The organism is Streptomyces sp. SID13726, from assembly GCF_010548375.1.
GTDB lineage: Bacteria > Actinomycetota > Actinomycetes > Streptomycetales > Streptomycetaceae > Streptomyces.
Map to the genome: position 1 here is coordinate 737,604 of NZ_JAAGLY010000001.1, position 17,775 is coordinate 755,378.

The following is a 17,775-nucleotide window of genomic DNA, read 5'->3' on the forward strand; positions in this document are numbered from 1 at the left end:
AAGAGGAGGCGTGGCCCGGCCATGCTCCGACTGCCGCCCGAAGACCGCACCCTGAGCCCGTACACCGGCTGCACACGAGCCCACTGGGAGGCCGCGGCCGACCAACTCCTCGACGCGGCCCTCCGGTACGCCACCCCGGGCCACGCCCTCCTCGACCTCCCCGGCCCGCCCTCCAGGTCCGGAGTCCGCTCCGACGGCCTCGAAGGCTACGCCCGCACCTTCCTGCTCGCCGCCCTGCGCACGGCGGGCGCCTCCGGCAAGGACCCGCGCGGCTACCTGGAGCGCTACACCGCGGGGCTCGCCCGGGGCACCCGCACCCCCGGCCGCGACGACACCGAGTCCTGGCCGGAGATCGGCCACCACGGCATCCAGGGCCAGCCCATGGTCGAGTCCGCGTCGGTCGCCCTCGCGCTCCGCCTCACCACGCCCTGGACCTGGGACACCCTCCCCGGCGCCGACCAGGACCGCGTCGAGCACTGGCTGCGCGGCGCGCTCACCCACACGCCCGCGCCCAACAACTGGTACCTCTTCCCGCTGACGGTCGCGGGCTTCCTGGAGTCGGTCGGACGCGGCGACACCGACACCCGGCGGGCGATCGAGCGGGGCCTCGGGCTGCTGGAGGGCTGGTACCAGGGCCAGGGCTGGTACTCCGACGGCGACGGCCGCGCCTTCGACCACTACAACGGCTAGGCCCTGCATCTCTACCCGCTGCTCCACGCCCACCTCGCCGAGGACCGGGCACTCTCCGATCAACTGGGCCCGCGACTGCGGGAGTTCCTCGACGGCTTCTCCCTGCTCTTCGACGCGAACGGCGCCCCGATCCACCACGGCCGTTCCCTGACCTACCGTTTCGCCGCGACCGCCGCCGTGGCCCTCGGCGCCCTCACCGGCCACACCCCGCTCACCCCCGGCACCACCCGCCGCCTCCTCAGCGGAGCCCTGCGCCACTTCCTCGACCGGGGCGCCCTCACTCCCGACGGCCTCCTCACCCTCGGCTGGTACGGCCCCCACGCGGCGACCCTCCAGCGCTACTCCGGCCCCGGCTCCCCGTACTGGGCGTCCAAGGCATTCCTCGCCCTGCTCCTTCCGCCCGAACACCCGGTGTGGACGGCCACCGAGGAGCGCGCGCCCGCCGAGGGCCCCGACCGGGTCCTCGCCCTGTCCGCACCCGGACTGCTCGTCCAGACCACCGCCCGGGACGGTCTCGTACGGCTCCACAACCACGGCAGCTTCAAGCCGGACCCCCGTGAGCCGGCGCGCGAGACCCTCGGCAACCCGCTCTACGCCCGCCTCGCCTACTCCACCCGCACCGGCCCGACGAGCGCCGCCAACACCCCGGACAACCACATCGCGTTGGAGTCCCGGGGCACCCGCAGCGCCCGCCTCCGCGTCAACCCCCTCGCGGCGGGCCCGAACTGGCTCGCCTCCTGGCATCACCCGGTCTTCCCCGACGGCGGCCCCGTCCTGCCCTCGGCCCGCGTCGAGAGCCTCACGCTGGCCCGCGGCCGGTTCGAACTCCGTGTGCACCGGACGGTGGGCGTGCCGCCGGGAACGCCGGTCCATCACTCCGGCTGGGCGGTCGCCCTGCCCCCTGAGGCACAGCCCGACGACACCGGCGACGAGATCCGCCTCGACGGCCCGGAGGTGACCGGCCAACTCCTGGGCCTGCACGGCTGGTCGGCCGACCGGGTCCGCCGCGCCCCCGAGGGCACCGCCTACGGCCCCTGGGCCCTCGTCCCCGAACTCACCGGAGCAGTGCGGGAGTTCCCGCCTGGCACCGTGTTCGTGGCGCTGGCCTCCCTCACCTCCGAACCCGACCCGCCCCCGCTCGCCGGCCAGGTCACCGCCGAGGTCGCCGACCTCACCGTCGTCGCGCGCTGGGCCGACGGCGGCCGTACCGTCGTACGACTCGGCGACGGCGCTCCGACCGTGTCCGAGGAGCCGTCATGACCCCGCGCATGGGCCTGTGTTCGGTCACCCTGCGCCACCTGGACGTGCCGGACGTGCTGAGGGCGGCGGCGGACGCCGGTCTCGACTGCGTGGAGTGGGGAGCCGACGTCCATGTCCCGGCCGGCGACACGGACACCGCGGCCCGGGTCCGGGACGACACGGCCGCCGCGGGGCTGGCGGTCGCCTCGTACGGGTCGTACTACCGCGCGGGGCACAGCGATCCGGCGGAGTTCAAACCGGTGCTCAGGTCGGCCGTCCGGCTGGGCGCACCCCGCATCCGGATCTGGGCGGGCGCGACGGGCACGGAGGCGACGAGTCCGGAGCGGCGTGCGGCGATCGTCGACGACACCCGGCGGACGGCGAGGGCGGCGGCCGAGGCGGGCATCGAGCTCGCCTACGAGTTCCACCGCAACACCCTCACCGACGGCGCCGAACACACCCTGCGGCTGCTCGACGAGGTCGACCGGGCCGCCGTACGGACGTACTGGCAACCGCCGTTGGACCTGGCGGACGCGGAGGCTCTCGCCGGTCTCGACCTGCTGGGCGACCGGGTGGCCGCCGTGCACGCCTTCTCCTGGTGGCCCGGGACGACCCGGCTGCCCCTCGATGCCCGAACCGGCCTGTGGCGGGCGGCCCTTGGGCGGCTCCGGGACCGGGACCTCGACGTGCTGCTGGAGTTCGTCCCGGAGAACGACGAGAGAGTACTGACCCGCGAGGCCCGGACGCTCCGGGCACTCGCGGGTGCGGTCTGAGACCGTCAGACGGTGGCGGGCAGCACGTGGTCGCCCACCTTGTCGGTGCTCAGGCACAGCGAGCAGACCACCGCGTCGTGCGTGGCGCAGGCGGCCAGGTCGGGGCGCTCGTAGGGCTGGTGGCAGACGTGGCAGTCGTAGGTGACCGCGCTCGGGTTGCCGTCGGCGTCCAGCATCGGCTCGTCGATGCCGTCGTCGGTGCGGCGCAGGTAGTACTTGCCCTTCGTGACGATCGCCATCAGCGGGGTGAGGACGAAGGCGATGACGGCCGCGGCGACGGGGGAGTACGGCTGGAGGGTGTCGCCCAGGGCGTGGAAGTACATCGCGATGGACAGGCCGGAGGCGGCGACGAAGGCGACCACGCCGACGGGGTTGACGGCGTAGAGCATGCCGCGGCGGAACTCGGGGGCGTGCGGGGAGAGTTTGAGCAGGTACTTGTTGATGCCGATGTCGGTGGCGACGGTGACGACCCAGGCGATGGCGCAGTTCGAGTAGAAGCCGAGGATGTCGTTGAGGAAGCTGAACATGTCGGCCTCCATCAGGGCGAGCGCGAAGCCGAGGTTGACCAGGACGAAGACCATGCGGCCGGGGTAGTGCTTGGTGATGCGGGTGAAGGAGTTGGTCCAGGCGAGCGAGCCGGAGTAGGCGTTGGTCACGTTGATCTTGATCTGGCTGATCACGACGAGGACCACGGCCAGCGGGAGCACCAGCCAGGACGGCATCATCGCGTCGAAGGCGCCCTTGAACTGCTGGATCGGTTCGGGCGCGACGTCCGGGCCGACCTTGGCGAGGATGTACACGGCGAGGAAGACACCGATGGCCTGCTTGAGCGCGCCGAGGACGACCCAGCCGGGTCCGGCCATGATGACGGCGGTCCACCAACTGCGCTTGTTCGCCTCGGTCTTGGGCGGCATGAAGCGCAGGTAGTCGATCTGTTCGCCGATCTGCGCGATGAGCGAGAGACACACACCGGCGCCCAGCAGCACCGAGGCGGTGTTGACCCCGCCTTCGCCGTCGGTGCCCGCGTAGGCGAGGAAGCGGTCGACCGTGCCCGGGTCGGTGGAGATCAGGTAGACCAGCGGGCCGACCATCAGCAGCAGCCAGATCGGGGTCGTCCACACCTGGAGCTTGCTCAGCGCCTTCATGCCGTAGATGACGAGCGGGATCACCATGAGCGTGGAGACCAAGTAGCCCAGCCAGAGCGGGAGTCCGAGGCCGAGCTTGAGGCCCTGGGCCATGATCGAGCCTTCGAGGGCGAAGAAGATGAAGGTGAAACTGGCGAAGATGACGCTGGTGAGCACCGAGCCGTAGTAGCCGAAGCCGGAGCCGCGGGTGATCAGGTCGAGGTCGATGTTGTAGCGGGCGCCGTAGTAGGCGAGCGGGAAGCCGGTGACGAAGATGACCACGGCGGCCACGGCGATCGCCACGAGCGCGTTGCCGGTGCCGTGCGCCAGGCCGATGCCGGCGCCGATGGAGAAGTCGGCCATGTAGGCGATGCCACCGAGGGCCGTGGTGGCCACGACCATCGGGGTCCAGCGGCGGTAGGTGCGGGGCGCGAAACGGAGGGTGTAGTCCTCCAGGGTCTCCTGGGCCGCCTGGTCGGCGGACTTCGTCGGGTCTGCCGTTGCCGACCGTGACTCGGTTGTGCTCATGTCACGCCTCCCGGTGGGGCTCGGAGCGGATGGTGGGGGGACGCGTGGGAACCCCGCCGGGCGTCGTCGGCCGGAGGCGGTCGCCGGGTCGTCGTCAGCTGCCCGGCGGCCCTGTATACGACTGCGATCCCACGGCCCGCCACGTTAGAAAGGGGTTGTTACCGAGGAGTCGGGCCGTAGTGAACGCGGTGTTTCCGGAAGCTCACGCGGGGAGCGCGGGGAGCGAGCGGGGCGGAACGGAGCGTGGCTGGACGGAGCGTGGCGGAACGGAGCGTGGCTCGGCGGTGCGGGCGAAATCCGTTTGGCGGCGCGCGCCCCGCAACCTCGATGGACCCAGCCCCGAAGGGGAGTTGGCCACCCTCCAGGACGTCCTCACCAACTTCCGTCTGACCCTGCGCATGAAGTGCGAGGGCCTGGACCCGGAGCAGCTCGCCCGCAGGTCCGTCCCCCCGTCGACGATGTCCCTGCTCGGCCTCCTGCGCCATCTCGCCGAGTCCGAGCGGGACTGGCTCAACTGGATCAGCGGCTCCGACCCGCTGCCGAAGCTGTACGGCGAGCAGTCCGCGACCGACGCCCTGCTGGCCCGGCACCCCGACCCGGCCGAGCGGCTGGGCGAGGGCGGGGCCTCGGTCCGGGAGCTGATGGTGCACCGGGTCGAGGAGTACGCCCGGCACTGCGGTCACGCCGACCTGTTGAGGGAGTGCGTCGACGGCAGGGTGGGGCAGTAGGGCCCCTGCGCCGACGGGAGGCCGGCACCCTCGACGACACCGGCGCGCCATGTCCGGCCCTCACCGGGAACCATGGGACGCGTCGGCCGAGCCGATGACGGGCGGCCCGTCCAACGCCGGGATCACCGACCTGCTCGTGGTCGGCGAGAGCGCGGTCGCCAGGCTCATCGACAGCATCCTCGCCGGTTCCTGCGCGTGGCCTGAGCCCGGCCCGGGGGAGAGGCGCCCCAGCCGGAAGTACGGCCACGGCCGAGGGCGCCCGCACCACAGGTCGGTCAGAGGTCGAACTCGTGCGGCGCGAGCCCCAGCGCGAAGCACGCCTCCCGGACCACGGCCTGCTCGGTCTTGTCGAAGTCGCCGTCCGCGCCGCCGATGACGATGCCGATCTGGACCACGGCACGCGCCTCGGCGGGCTTCTTCTTCGCCTTGGCGATCTCCTGGAGCACGCTGACCTTGCCGAAGTCGAAGTCGGCGGTGAGCTTGTCGAGGTTCGCCTCGAAGCGGCGGCGCAGGTCGTCGGCGGCGAAGTTCTGCAACACCTCGTTGGTGGCGATGAGTTGGGCCACGCGCTGCCGCTCCGACGGATCGATGGTGCCGTCGGCCGCCGCGACCAGGGCGCACATCGCCATGCTCGCGTCCCGGAACGCGCCGCTCTTCAGGTCGTTCTTCGTCGCCACCAGCTGGGTCTGCATCGTCGACGCGGACTCCTTGATGCGGTCCCACAGGGCCATGAGCACTCCATACGGTCGGTCGAGGCCGGGACGCACCTCGTGGCGGCCCCGGTCCCTCAATCTCTACAGCAATGTAGAAACTAACGGACGGCCGCACAAGTTCCCACGATCACCGCCCGGGTCCGCCCGCGCCCGCTCGTGTCTACCCGCCGGTGACCGGCGCGCCGGCGGCTAGGGTCGGTCGTGACGACAGGAAAGGGCGGTACGACGTGCCGAGTTGGGATCGCAGGCTGAGCGCGGCCGGTGTCCGGGACCGTGCCCTGCGCGCGGACTACACGACCGCCGCCCGGGTCTTCGCCCGCAGAATCCTCGCCCACTACGCGGCCGTACGGCTGCTCGTGGCCCCGGAGCTGCACCCGCACGTGGTCGCCGCCTACGCCTTCCTCGCCCGCACCGACGACCTCGCCGACCAGGGCCCCCTCGACGAGCGCCTGCCCCGCTGGCACGCCTGGTCCGAACAGGTCACCGCGGGGCTGGAGTCCGGGCACGCCGACGACCCGGTGCTGCGGGCCTTCCTGCACACCGCGACCGCACGGCGGCTGCCGCACCACTGGGTGCACACCTACCTCAAGGCCACCACCGAGGAACTGCACTTCGCCGGGCACGCCACCGAGGCCGACTTCCAGCGCTACGTCGACAACCTCGCCCTGCCCGCCCTCATGCTGATCGAGGACCTTCAGTACGAGGGCGGCGGCGACGAGGAGTTCCGCGCCCGCTGCCGTTCGTTCGCCGAGGGCCTGCAACGCCTCGACTTCCTCACCGACCTCACCGAAGACCTCGGCGAGGGCCGCCTCTACCTCCCGCAGGAGGACCTGGACCGCTCCGGAGTCACCCGCGCCGACCTGGAAGGGGGCCAGGACACCGCGGCCGTAAGGGAGTTGGTCGCGCTGAGCTGTCGTAGAACCAGGAAGTCGCTGACCGACTCACGGGCCCTGGTGGACTCCACCGTGCCCGGCTTCCGGCCCTTGCAGCGCGCCCTCCTCGACCTGGCCGAGCACCAGCTGTCCCGGGTCGAGACCACCGGTACCGCCGTCACCCGCCGCACGGTCGGCTACGGCGTGCGCGTCCCGCTCGCCGTCCTGTTCCGCGAGCGGCGTCGGCTCCGGGACGGCGGCCGGTCGTGACGTGGGCCGTCCGGCGACTCCCTCGCCGGACGGCCCACGTCACGCTTTTGTCGGTCAGTGCCGCACCTTCACCTTGCTGACCGCCGCCACTCCGACCGCGGCCACGGCGATCTGGATCAGCCACTCGACCCAGTCGACGCCCTTGGTGTCCGCGACGTCGAGACCCGCCGCGATGCCCGTGCCGATGAAGGCGGCGACGATGCCGATCAGGATCGTCCACAGGATGCCGATGCGCTGGCGCCCGGGCACCACCAGCCGGCCGAGGACGCCGATCACGATGCCGATGACAATCGCGCTGATCACGCCTGAGATCTCCATGCGGTGCCACCCCATCCGTAGTTGGTGACGCACGAGTGCCCGCCGGAGCGGGACACAGTCCACAGCTTTGGCCACCGGTTCACGCCCAGCGGCCCGCCGGTCACTTCTACAGTGTTGTAGATTTCAGATGGGGTCCGTGGCGCGGGCCCGTACCGATCGTGTGGAGGGATGCAGCATGGGTGTTTCGCTGGCCAAGGGCGGCAATGTCTCGCTGAGCAAGGAGGCGCCGGGCCTGACCGCCGTCATCGTGGGGCTGGGCTGGGACGTGCGCACCACCACCGGCGCCGACTTCGACCTCGACGCCTCCGCGCTGCTCCTGGACGCCTCGGGCAAGGTCGTCTCGGATCGGCACTTCGTCTTCTACAACAACCTCACCAGCCCCGACGGTTCGGTCGAGCACACCGGCGACAACCTCACCGGTGAGGGCGACGGCGACGACGAGAGCGTCAAGGTGAACCTCGCCGCCGTGCCCGCCGAGGTCGAGCGGATCGTCTTCCCGGTGTCGATCCACGATGCCGAGGCGCGCGGACAGAGCTTCGGGCAGGTGCGCAACGCGTTCATCCGCGTGGTGAACCAGGCGGGCGGCGCCGAACTCGCCCGCTACGACCTCTCCGAGGACGCCTCCAGCGAGACCGCGATGGTCTTCGGCGAGCTGTACCGCAGCGGCGCGGAGTGGAAGTTCCGTGCGGTCGGCCAGGGTTACGCCTCCGGCCTGGCCGGTATCGCGTCCGACTTCGGTGTCCACGTCTGAGCGCGGCGGCGGTGAGGGGGGTCGTGTGATCGGCGTGTCCGGGCTCCGTCCGCAGGACCGGGCGGACTTCGAGGGCGTGCTCCAACTGGCCCTCGACGACAGCGGTATCCGCTCGGCGCTCCGCGCGGACCCCACCGGGAGCGCCGAGGGGCGGCTGCGGATGCGTGCGCGGTCGGCGGCCGAGGAGATCGCGGCCGCCGCCGGGGACGAGTACCGCGCCTACCTGGCCGCCGAGCGGGCCGTGGGCCGACCGGGGTCGGGGGCCACCGAGGCCACCGGGTGGCTCCTGGTGGTGGTCCTCGCGCCCCTGGTGGCAGCGGTCGCGGCGACCGTCCTGCTGCTCCTCGGCTATGTCCTGCGGCTCACCGCCCCCGCCGTGGAGTTCGGCGGCCCGGTGATCACGGCCGGTTGGACCCTCGCCTCCGTCGCGGCCGTCACCGGTGGCCTCAGCGTCTGGGTCCTGCTGCGCACCGCCCTGGGGCAGCGCGGGGAGCGCTCGGTGGCCCGGGCTCGCGAGCGGTGGCGCCGGGCCCTCCTGGAGCGGGGCGTGCTGCCGTATCTGCGCGGCCAACTCCCGGACTCCGCGGGGCTGTAGGCGACGTACGGGCCCGCAGGCCCGGTACGTCCGCCCGTCTAGTTGCGGGAGTTGCCGAACAGCAGCCGGTACCCGATCAGCAGCACCAGGGAGCCGCCGATCGCCGCGCCCCAGGTGTAGAGGTCGAAGAAGTGGCTCTCCACCGGGCGGTCGAGGAAGCGTGCCGAGAGCCAGCCGCCGACGAAGGCGCCCGCGACGCCGATGAGGGTGGTGCCGATGAGGCCGCCCGGGTCGCGGCCGGGCAGCAGGACCTTGGCGATGGCTCCGGCGAGCAGGCCGAGGATGATCCAGCCGATGATGCCCACGTCGTTGTCCTCCAGTCGGTCGGGTCGGGACGGGCGGGTTCACCCGGCGCGCCGACTCCGTGAATTGCCTGATTGCGCAAGCCTAGGGAGCGAGTTGAGGCGGGGGCGAGCCCTGCCGGTGACTGGTGGCGAGTCGTCGACGTTCTTTCACACACTTATTACATTGCGCAATCGATGAACTGCCGGCATGGTCGCAGGACCCGGCCCCGCGGACCCCTACACTGAGACAGCACATGTGTGTCGACAGTGACCGGGGCGGGACAGGAGGGGATCGTGGCGACATTCGCCGGCGGCTTCGAGGACCCGTCCGCGGAGGTGCTGACGGAGGCGGCCGCCGCGTTCGGACTGCTCGCCTCCTCGGCCCGGCTGCACCTCATGTGGGCCCTCTCCCAAGGTGAGAGCGATGTCACCCACCTCGCCGACCGGGTCGGCGGCGCGCTGCCCGCGGTCAGCCAGCACCTGGCCAAGCTCAAGCTGGCCGGACTGGTCCGCTCCCGCCGCGAGGGCCGCAGGCAGGTCTACTACGTCGACGACCCGGACATCGTGACCGTGGTGCGCGTGATGGTCGGCCAGCTGACCGCCCGTACCCGCGAGGTCCCCGTGCCCCGCCCGCACAGCATCGGCTCACGCCGCTCTTAACGCCCCTGGGATAGAAGGGTGCTGTGCCGAAGAGGGGGGTGAGGCATGCCGGACGCCCGGGTGTCCCGATACCGGCGCCTGCTTCCCGTGCTGGTCCTCGCCCTGGCGCTGTACGTCATCGTGCGCGCCGCGAACACCTCGCAGGGCGACTCCTCGCCGCCTGCCGAGCGGCCCGCCGGCACACCGACCCCGTCCGCCTCCGCGAAGGCCGGCGTGTCCTACGACCCCGCCGACTACGCCTCCGAGGTCCGCACCCGTGCGCGGCAGGCGGGCGTGAGTGCCCGGCTGGTGATGGCGATCCTCTACAACGAGGCCTACAAACCGCACGACCCGGCCGTGGAGCGGGCCTGGCAGAAGTACAAGCCGGACGCGGCCTTCGGCATCGCCGACATGCACCGGGCCACGTTCGACGCGGTGAAGAAGGGCCGCGACTTCGCGGACCGCGCCTGGACGGAGCTGCCCGACGACCGGGACCTCGCCATCGAGGCCGAGGCCTGGTACCTGCACGACCTGGCCGCCCAGCTGCCCGCCACGCGCTCCGGCGCGTACACCGAGGACGAACTGCTGGCCCTCGGCTACAACACCGGCGCGGGCAACATGCTCGCCTTCGCGAGCGGGACGCCTCCCGGCAGCCAGGCGAAGTCCTACCTCGACCGGTTCCGGGCCAACTGGGCCAAGGCCGGAAAAGCCGTCACGACAGCCTGAACCGGCCCGCCCGCGTGTGAGATCCGACGGGCTCCGTGCTGCGCGGGCCAGGGATTTGTTAGATTGCGCAACTACGCAACCTAGGCGGCGTTCCGGCTCCGCCTGTCCGTACACCGCCGCGTACGCCAGGCCGCCACCCCTCGGCCCGGCCTCACGGGCCCGACCGTTTCCTGGGAGTGGAAGATGAGCGACCCGTGGGACGGCCCGGGCGGTCAGGCCACCCGCAGCCGCGGCGCCCGGGTGCCCGGCCAGCGGGCGACCGGACCGGAGGGGCCGCGACCCGGCGGTCGCGCCGCGGCCCGGGCGGCGGCCTCCCGCGGGAAAGGCGGCAAGCGCTCGCGCCGCAGGGCCCGTCCGGTCCGGCGCGGCAGGCGGGTGCTGAAGATCGCGGGGATGTGCGTCGCGTTCCTGGTGCTCGCCACGGCCGGGGCAGGCTGGTGGTTCTACGAGCACCTCAACGGCAACATCAACAGCGTCGCGCTGGACGGCAAGGGCGGTTCGGAGAAGGCCGACGCGTTCGGCCGCACCCCGATCAACATCCTGGTCATGGGCTCGGACGGCCGGACCAGCAAGGCGGACTGCAAGCTCGGCGGCGGCTGCTCCCAGACCGGTGTGCAGACCGGCAACGGCAACGCCGACGTGCAGATGGTGGTCCACATATCCGCGGACCGCTCCAACGCCACCGTCATGAGCATCCCCCGGGACACCATGGTCAACGTCCCGGCCTGCAAGGACAGCGAGTCGGGCCAGTCCACCTCCGGCTACTACGGCCAGATCAACAGCGCCCTCCAGTACGGCCCCGCCTGCCAGGCCGCCACCATCCACCAGCTCACCGGCATCCCCATCGACCACTTCGTCAAGCTCGACTTCTCGGGCGTGGTCAAGATGTCCGACGCGGTCGGCGGTGTCTCCGTGTGCGTCAGCGACAACGTGTACGACACCTACTCGCATCTGAAGCTGTCCAAGGGCACCCACACCCTCAAGGGCGAGGCGGCCCTGGAGTTCGTCCGCTCCCGGCACGGCTTCGGGGACGGCAGCGACCTCGGCCGTACGGTCTCGCAGCACATCTTCCTCAGCGCGATGATCCGGAAGTTCAAGAGCGCGGGCACGCTCACCGACCCCACCGCGGTCTACGACCTCGCCGACGCCGCCACCAAGGCGCTGACCGTGGACGACGGCCTCGGCAGCGTCAAGAAGCTGATCGCGCTCGCGGCCGACGTGAACAAGGTCCCCACCAAGCGGATGACCTTCACCACCATGCAGACCGCCCCCGACCCGACCGACGACAACCGGGTGGTGGTGGGTGCGGGCGCCAAGTCGCTCTTCGCCAGCATCGCGGGCGACCAGTCCCTGACCACGGGCTCCGGCAAGAAGGCCACGAAGGCCACGCCCTCCGCCTCGGCCGTGCCCGCCGCGCAGATCGCCGTGACGGTCGAGAACGGCACCGAGATCACCGGCCGCGCCTCCGAGGTCGCCGACGCGCTCACCGGACAGGGCTTCAGCTCCGCCACGACCACGGCCAACGCGCCGAGTTCCGCGAGCACCACCACGCTCACCTACGGCGCCGGGCAGAAGGGCGAGGCGCAGACCGCCGCCAGGGCGCTGGGCCTGTCCTCCGCGCATCTGGAGCAGGGCACGGGCACCGGCCTGACCCTGGTGATCGGCGCGGACTGGACGAGCGGGACCACGTATCCGGGCGGCTCCTCCTCGCCCGCGCCCGCCGACACGAAGGCCGCGGTCTCCGACGCGCACGCGCAGACCGCCGACCAGGCCAAGACCTGCGCCAAGGTCAGCCCGTACCGGACGGTCTCGCTGAACGGGGTGCCCATGACGCCGGCCCAGGCGTACGCGGCGGCGACCAGCAAACCCGACTCGGACCAGTGAGGACGAGCCGGGGTTCGTGGTTGTACAGTTGCGCAAGCTGGCAACAATGAACGTAGAGAAAGGGCGGCGGGATGCTCCGCAACGGACTGGAACCCTGGCACCTGCTGGTCGTGGCCATCATGATCATCCTGCTGTTCGGCTCGAAGAAGCTGCCCGAGGCGGCCCGCGGGCTCGGCAAGTCGATGCGCATCCTCAAGAGCGAGGCCAAGGCCATGAAGGACGACGACGAGGCCCAGCCCACCGCGACCGAGCGCAACCCGGCGCTCTGAGCCCGGGGCGGCCGTGAGGAGGGCCGCGGGGGTTTGTTACGCTCCCGCTGCCTCCCGCGGGGGAAGTCCGGTGAGAGTCCGGCGCTGACCCGCAACGGTGTGCGCGGCGACCCCCGGGTCCGCCGCGCGAGCCCGATCGCCCGGGGGTGGCGCGACCCGTCGACTGCTCGCCGTGGACTGCGAGAGGGGACCGCGCGGCCCAGGTGCCGTTCGGGGCCGTCTTGTGCGTGACGTCCGCCCGGCGGCCCCACCCCGAAGGACCGCCCCACCGTGCGCCGAAGTACGGCCCCCAGCCGCACCCCCCTGCTGCCCCGCACCCTCGGGCTCGCCCTGCTGCTCGCCGTGTCGCTGTGGTGCGGGGTCGCCCTCGGTGCCAGCGGCATCGGCGCCACCGAGGTGGGCCGGTTCCTGTGGGCCGGGCTCACCGGCGGCACCGTGCACGCCCGCGACGCCGCCGCCTACACCATCGTCTGGGAGATCCGGCTGCCCCGGGTCGTGCTCGGCGCGATCGTCGGGGCGGGCCTCGCCTCGGTCGGCGTGGCCGTCCAGGCCATGGTCCGCAACGCGCTCGCCGACCCCTTCGTGCTGGGCATCTCCTCCGGCGCCGCGGTGGGCGCCAACGCCGTCATCCTGCTCGGCGCGTTCGCCGGACTCGGCGTCTGGGCGCTGTCGCTGTCCGCGTTCGCCTCCGCCCTCGCCGCGATGGTCCTGGTGTACGCCGTGGCCCGCTCACCGCAGGGCCTCACCCCGCTGCGGCTCATCCTGACCGGCACGGCACTCGCGTACGGCTTCGAGGCCGTCACCACCGTCATGGTGTTCGGCGCGGCCCGGGGCGAGGCCGCCCGCTCCGCGATGATGTGGCTGCTGGGCAGCCTCGGCGGGGCGAGCTGGGCGCAGGTACCGCTCGCCGCGGTCACCGTGGCCGCCGGCTGGACCTGGCTCAGACGGCGGGCCGAGTCCCTGAACGCCCTCGCGATGGGCGACGAGACCTCCGCCGCGCTCGGCGTCCGACCAGGGCGGTTGCGGCGGGAGTTGTTCCTCGTCACCGCCGCCGTCACCGGAACCGTGGTCGCGGTCAGCGGGGCCATCGGCTTCGTCGGACTCATGGTCCCGCACGTCGTACGGATGCTCGTCGGCGCCGACCACCGACGCGTCCTCGCCGTCGCCCCCCTCGCCGGAGCCGTCCTGCTGGTCTGGGCCGACATCCTGTCCCGGCTCCTGCTCGCCCCCGCCGAACTGCCCGTCGGCGTGATCACCGCCGTGGTCGGGGTGCCCGCCTTCCTGCTGCTCATGCGGCGCGGCGGCTACTCCTTCGGAGGCCGGTGACCATGCGGCTCGACATCGAGGACGTGAGCGTCGCCGGAATCCTCCGGGACATCCGGCTGACCGTGCGCAGCGGGGCCTTCGTCGGGCTCGTCGGCCCCAACGGCAGCGGCAAGTCGACCCTGCTGCGCTGTGTGTACCGGGCCCTGCGCCCGACCGCGGGAGTGATCGGGCTCGACGGCGACGACGTGCACGCCATGAACCCGCGCGCCGCCGCCCGGGTGCTGGCCGCGCTGCCCCAGGAGTCGTCGGCCGAGTTCGACTTCACCGTCGCCGAGGTGGTCGCCATGGGCCGGCTGCCGCACCGGGACCGTACCGCCGCCTCCGACCACGAGATCTGCGCCGCGGCCCTGCGCCGGGCCGGTGTCGACCACCTCGCCGGACGCGGCTTCCTCGCCCTGTCCGGCGGCGAGAAGCAGCGCGTGCTCATCGCCCGCGCGCTCGCCCAGCAGCCCCGGGTGCTCGTCCTCGACGAACCCACCAACCACCTCGACATCGCCCACCAGTTGGACGTGCTCGGCCTGGTCCGCGACAGCGGCCCGACCGTGCTGGCCGCCCTGCACGACCTCAACCTCGCCGCCGCCCACTGCGACCTCCTGTACGTCATCCAGGACGGCCGGATCGTCGCCTCGGGCCCGCCGCACGAGGTGCTCGAACCCGCCCTGCTCGCCGAGGTGTTCGGGGTCCGCGCCCATCCCGTACGGCACCCGGAGACCGGCGCCGTACAGCTCCTGTTCGACCTCCTCCCACCGGCCTAGCCGTCCCGAACGCCGCCGTCCCCCTTAAGGAACCCCCCTCATGCGCAAGCCCGTCGCCCTGTCCGCCGCCCTCTGCCTCGCCGTGCTCGCCACCGGCTGCGGCGCTCACGTCGAGTCGTCCGCCGACGCCAGGTCGACCGCCGTCACCCTCACCAACTGCGGCCGGAAGGTGACGTACGACAAGGTCCCCGAGCGGGTCGTCACCAACGACGTCGGGATCACCGAGCTGATGTTCGCCCTCGGCCTGGAGAACCGCATGGCCGGGTTCGCCATGCCCGACGACAAGGGCGACCTGACCGACGTGCCCTGGAAGGACGGCTACGACAAGGTCAAGTGGATCTCCAAGGACCAGCTCACCAAGGAGAACGTCCTCGACGCCAAGGGCGACCTCGTCTTCGCCGGCTGGAACTACGGCTTCCGCGACGACAGCGGCTTCACCCCGGAGGCCCTGAAGAAGCTCGGCATCCCCTCGTACATCCTCACCGAGTCCTGCCGCAACGGCCGCACCAAGACCTCCCGCGGCATCATGGCGCCGCTCGACGCCCTGTACGCCGACCTCACCAACCTCGGGAAGCTGTTCGGGGTGGAGCGGCGCGCGGCCGCCCTGATCGCGGACTTCAAGAAGCGGATCGCCGCCGTGCAGGCCGAGGCGCCCGCGGACCGGCCCAAGGTCTTCCTCTACGACAGCGGCCAGGACCAGCCCTTCACCTCCGGCCGCTGGGCCACCCCCGACGAGATCATCGCCAAGGCCGGCGGGGTCAACGTCATGCACGACGTCGACGACTCCTGGACCACGGTCGGCTGGGAGAGCGTGGTCCAGCGGAACCCCGACGCCATCGTGATCTGCAACTACGGCGACGTCAGCGCCGAACAGAAGAAGAAGTTCCTGCTGTCCTACGCCCCGCTGCGGAACGTCTCCGCCGTCAAGCACAAGCGGATCTTCGTCCTCGACTACGTCGACCTCGTCGAGAGCCCCCGCAACCCGTCGGCCATAGCCCGCCTCGGCGCCTATCTGCGGACGGTCGCCGCACAGCGCTGAGCAGCGGCACCCGTCGTAGGGTGAATCCCGGACAGGACGGACAGGCGACGCACAGGAGGCCGGCGTGACCGGGACGACGGTGGCCGAGGTGCTGGCCGAACTCGCGACGCTCGACGACCCGAGGACCCGCGCGGTCAACGAGCGGCACGGCGACGACCACGGCGTGAACCTCGGCAAGCTGCGCGCCCTCGCGAAACGGCTGAAGACCCAGCAGGACCTCGCACGCGGGCTCTGGGAGACGGACGACACCGCGGCCCGGCTGCTGGCGATCCTGATCTGCCGCCCGAAGGCGTTCGAGCGCGACGAGCTGGACGCCATGCTGCGCGCGGCCCGCACCCCCAAGGTGCACGACTGGCTCGTGGGCTACGTCGTCAAGAAGAGCCCGCACGCCGAGGAGCTGCGCGTGGCCTGGTTCGCCGACCCGGACCCGGTCGTCGCGAGCGCCGGGTGGGCGCTGACCACGGAGCGCGTGGCGAAGCGGCCCGAAGGTCTCGACCTCCCGGGACTGCTCGACCTCGTCGAGGCCGGCATGAAGAACGCCCCGGATCGCCTCCAGTGGGCGATGAACCACTGCCTGGCCCAGATCGGCATCGAGCACCCCGCACACCGCGCCCGCGCGCTGGAGATCGGGGAGCGCCTCGAAGTCCTCAAGGACTACCCGACCTCCCCGGGCTGCACCTCGCCCTTCGCACCGGTCTGGATCACCGAGATGGTCCGCAGACAGCAGGACGGCACGCCGGCTTGAGCCCGGGCGCGGTCAGGAGCGGGACCGAACGCGCGCGAACAAGGGCTTGAGCAGGGGCCACAGCAGAAGCAGCAGGACCACCGCGTACACCGTGACCGAGAACGGCGTGTTCACCAGGCCCCGCACACTCCCGTCGCTGATCTGGAGCGCCCGCCGCAACTGGTTCTCGGCGCCCGGGCCGAGGATCACGCCGATGACGGCGGGCAGCACCGGGAGGCCGTAGCGGCGCATGCCGAAGCCGATCAGGCCGATGATCAGCAGGATCACCAGGTCGATCACCTCACCGCCGACCGCGTAGGCGCCGACCGCGGCGAAGAAGAGGATGCCCGCGTACAGATACGGCCGCGGGATGCGCAGCAGCTTCGCCCACACCGGTGCCAGCGGCAGGTTGAGGGCGAGCAGCAGCACCATCCCGACGAAGAGGGACGCGATCAGGCCCCACACCAGGTCGGGTTCGTTCGCGAAGAGCAGGGGGCCGGGCTGGATGCCGTACTGCTGGAAGGCGGCCAGCATGACGGCGGCCACGGCGGTCGTGGGCAGGCCCAGCGTCAGCATGGAGACCAGCGTGCCCGCCGCCGACGCCGAGGCGGCCGCCTCGGGACCCGCCACGCCCTCGATCGCCCCCTTGCCCCACTCGTCCTTGTGCTTCGACAGCCGCTTCTCCGTGACATAGGAGAGGAACGTCGGGATCTCGGCGCCGCCCGCCGGGATCGCGCCGAACGGGAAGCCGATCAACGGGCCGCGCAGCCACGCCTTCCAGGTGCGCCGCACGTCCGCCCGGCCGAGCCAGGGCCGTCCGACGGGGATCGCCTCGCCCGTCGTACGGCGCAGATGGGCCGCCACCCACAGGGCCTCGCCGATCGCGAACAGGCCCACCGCGACGATCACCACGTCGATGCCGTCGGCGAGTTGGAGCGAGCCGAACGTCAGCCGCTGCTGCCCGGTCATCTGGTCCAGGCCGACCAGCCCGAGCGTCAGACCGATCAGCAGGGACGCGAGGCCGCGCAGCCGGGACGAGCCGAGCACGGACGTCACGGCGATGAACGCGAGGACCATGACGGCGAAGTAGTCCGGCGCGCCGATGTCCACCGCGAGGTCGGCGACCGTCGGGGCGAGGGCGACCAGCAGGATCGTGCCGGTCAGACCGCCCACGAAGTGCCCGACGGCCGCCGCGGCGAGAGCCTGCGCGCCCCGGCCCGACTTGGCCATCGGGTTGCCCTCCATGGCGGCCACCACCGCGGCGCTCTCACCCGGGGTGTTGAGGAGGATCGAGGTCGTCGAACCGCCGAACATCGCCCCGTAGTAGATCCCGGCGAACATGATGAACGCGCCGATCGGGTCGAGCCCGTACGTCACCGGCAGCAGCAGCGCCACCGCCATCGCGGGCCCGATGCCGGGCAGCACCCCGATGGCCGTGCCGAGCAGCACACCGAGCGCCGCCCACAGCAGGTTGACCGGGGTGAGGGCCGTACCGAAGCCGTCCAGAAGGGAGTTGAGGGCATCCATG

18 protein-coding genes, 1 pseudogene and 1 riboswitch are annotated in these 17,775 nt (G+C 71.9%); of the genes and pseudogenes, 14 read left to right on the forward strand and 5 right to left on the reverse strand.

Features of this window, described 5'->3' with window-relative positions; translation table 11 throughout:
- The first annotated feature begins 21 nt into the window (after positions 1–21).
- Together G3I78_RS03025 and G3I78_RS03030 are read left to right on the forward strand one after the other, a co-directional pair.
- A pseudogene (locus G3I78_RS03025) lies at positions 22–1,950 on the forward strand (DUF2264 domain-containing protein).
- Positions 1,947–2,702: a TIM barrel protein gene (locus G3I78_RS03030; RefSeq protein WP_164421139.1), complete on the forward strand. Its 756-nt coding sequence runs from the start codon at positions 1,947–1,949 to the stop codon at positions 2,700–2,702. The pseudogene G3I78_RS03025 and the gene G3I78_RS03030 overlap by 4 nt, the downstream one beginning before the upstream one ends.
- A 5-nt stretch (positions 2,703–2,707) precedes the next feature.
- On the opposite strand, the gene G3I78_RS03035 is transcribed toward G3I78_RS03030, so the two are convergent.
- Positions 2,708–4,354, reverse strand: a complete 1,647-nt coding sequence (locus tag G3I78_RS03035; RefSeq protein WP_164421140.1) for an allantoin permease — start codon at positions 4,352–4,354, stop codon at positions 2,708–2,710.
- A gap of 284 nt (positions 4,355–4,638) precedes the next feature.
- Between G3I78_RS03035 and G3I78_RS03040 the strand changes: the two genes are divergently transcribed.
- Positions 4,639–5,082 (forward strand): DUF664 domain-containing protein, encoded by a 444-nt coding sequence (locus G3I78_RS03040; protein ID WP_164421141.1) that lies wholly within the window; start codon positions 4,639–4,641, stop codon positions 5,080–5,082.
- A gap of 275 nt (positions 5,083–5,357) precedes the next feature.
- Here the strand turns inward: G3I78_RS03040 and G3I78_RS03045 are convergent, their stop codons facing one another.
- On the reverse strand, positions 5,358–5,813 hold the full coding sequence (locus G3I78_RS03045; RefSeq protein WP_164421142.1) for a TerB family tellurite resistance protein: 456 nt from the start codon (positions 5,811–5,813) through the stop codon (positions 5,358–5,360).
- Between the two features lie 209 nt (positions 5,814–6,022).
- Here G3I78_RS03045 and G3I78_RS03050 point away from each other — a divergent pair, with 209 nt between their 5' ends.
- The gene (locus G3I78_RS03050) at positions 6,023–6,937 is read left to right on the forward strand and encodes a squalene/phytoene synthase family protein (RefSeq protein ID WP_164421143.1); all 915 of its coding nucleotides are present in this window, start codon (positions 6,023–6,025) and stop codon (positions 6,935–6,937) included.
- A 54-nt stretch (positions 6,938–6,991) separates the two neighbouring features.
- On the opposite strand, the gene G3I78_RS03055 is transcribed toward G3I78_RS03050, so the two are convergent.
- Entirely contained in the window at positions 6,992–7,255 is a 264-nt protein-coding gene (locus G3I78_RS03055) for a GlsB/YeaQ/YmgE family stress response membrane protein (protein ID WP_164421144.1), read from the reverse strand.
- A 175-nt stretch (positions 7,256–7,430) separates the two neighbouring features.
- On the opposite strand from G3I78_RS03055, the gene G3I78_RS03060 reads away from it, so the two are divergent.
- Both G3I78_RS03060 and G3I78_RS03065 read left to right on the forward strand, forming a co-directional pair.
- On the forward strand, positions 7,431–8,006 hold the full coding sequence (locus tag G3I78_RS03060; RefSeq protein ID WP_164421145.1) for a TerD family protein: 576 nt from the start codon (positions 7,431–7,433) through the stop codon (positions 8,004–8,006).
- 25 nt (positions 8,007–8,031) lie between these two features.
- The gene (locus G3I78_RS03065) at positions 8,032–8,601 is read left to right on the forward strand and encodes a hypothetical protein (RefSeq protein WP_164421146.1); all 570 of its coding nucleotides are present in this window, start codon (positions 8,032–8,034) and stop codon (positions 8,599–8,601) included.
- Between the two features lie 38 nt (positions 8,602–8,639).
- Here the strand turns inward: G3I78_RS03065 and G3I78_RS03070 are convergent, their stop codons facing one another.
- On the reverse strand, positions 8,640–8,906 hold the full coding sequence (locus tag G3I78_RS03070; RefSeq protein WP_164421147.1) for a GlsB/YeaQ/YmgE family stress response membrane protein: 267 nt from the start codon (positions 8,904–8,906) through the stop codon (positions 8,640–8,642).
- Positions 8,907–9,179: 273 nt separating this feature from the next.
- On the opposite strand from G3I78_RS03070, the gene G3I78_RS03075 reads away from it, so the two are divergent.
- The 8 genes from G3I78_RS03075 (at position 9,180) to G3I78_RS03110 (ending at position 16,268) form a co-directional block, all read left to right on the forward strand.
- Positions 9,180–9,545 carry a metalloregulator ArsR/SmtB family transcription factor gene (locus tag G3I78_RS03075; protein WP_164421148.1) on the forward strand — a complete coding sequence of 122 codons (366 nt, stop codon included), beginning with the start codon at positions 9,180–9,182 and terminating at the stop codon, positions 9,543–9,545.
- Positions 9,546–9,590: 45 nt separating this feature from the next.
- Positions 9,591–10,250, forward strand: a complete 660-nt coding sequence (locus G3I78_RS03080) for a lytic transglycosylase domain-containing protein (protein ID WP_164421149.1) — start codon at positions 9,591–9,593, stop codon at positions 10,248–10,250.
- Between the two features lie 183 nt (positions 10,251–10,433).
- The gene (locus G3I78_RS03085) at positions 10,434–12,134 is read left to right on the forward strand and encodes an LCP family protein (RefSeq protein ID WP_203614084.1); all 1,701 of its coding nucleotides are present in this window, start codon (positions 10,434–10,436) and stop codon (positions 12,132–12,134) included.
- A gap of 71 nt (positions 12,135–12,205) precedes the next feature.
- Complete coding sequence (tatA, locus tag G3I78_RS03090; RefSeq protein WP_164421150.1) at positions 12,206–12,403, forward strand: Sec-independent protein translocase subunit TatA; 198 nt, start codon at positions 12,206–12,208, stop codon at positions 12,401–12,403.
- Between the two features lie 59 nt (positions 12,404–12,462).
- Positions 12,463–12,545: riboswitch (cobalamin riboswitch) on the forward strand.
- A gap of 161 nt (positions 12,546–12,706) precedes the next feature.
- Positions 12,707–13,729 carry an iron ABC transporter permease gene (locus G3I78_RS03095; protein ID WP_203614293.1) on the forward strand — a complete coding sequence of 341 codons (1,023 nt, stop codon included), beginning with the start codon at positions 12,707–12,709 and terminating at the stop codon, positions 13,727–13,729.
- A gap of 2 nt (positions 13,730–13,731) precedes the next feature.
- Positions 13,732–14,484 (forward strand): ABC transporter ATP-binding protein, encoded by a 753-nt coding sequence (locus G3I78_RS03100; protein WP_164421152.1) that lies wholly within the window; start codon positions 13,732–13,734, stop codon positions 14,482–14,484.
- Between the two features lie 40 nt (positions 14,485–14,524).
- The gene (locus G3I78_RS03105; RefSeq protein ID WP_164421153.1) at positions 14,525–15,523 is read left to right on the forward strand and encodes an ABC transporter substrate-binding protein; all 999 of its coding nucleotides are present in this window, start codon (positions 14,525–14,527) and stop codon (positions 15,521–15,523) included.
- A gap of 64 nt (positions 15,524–15,587) precedes the next feature.
- Positions 15,588–16,268, forward strand: a complete 681-nt coding sequence (locus G3I78_RS03110) for a DNA alkylation repair protein (protein ID WP_164421154.1) — start codon at positions 15,588–15,590, stop codon at positions 16,266–16,268.
- 12 nt (positions 16,269–16,280) lie between these two features.
- On the opposite strand, the gene G3I78_RS03115 is transcribed toward G3I78_RS03110, so the two are convergent.
- A complete protein-coding gene (locus G3I78_RS03115) occupies positions 16,281–17,774 on the reverse strand; it encodes a tripartite tricarboxylate transporter permease (protein ID WP_164421155.1) in 1,494 nt (497 codons plus the stop codon).
- Position 17,775 lies beyond the last annotated feature (1 nt).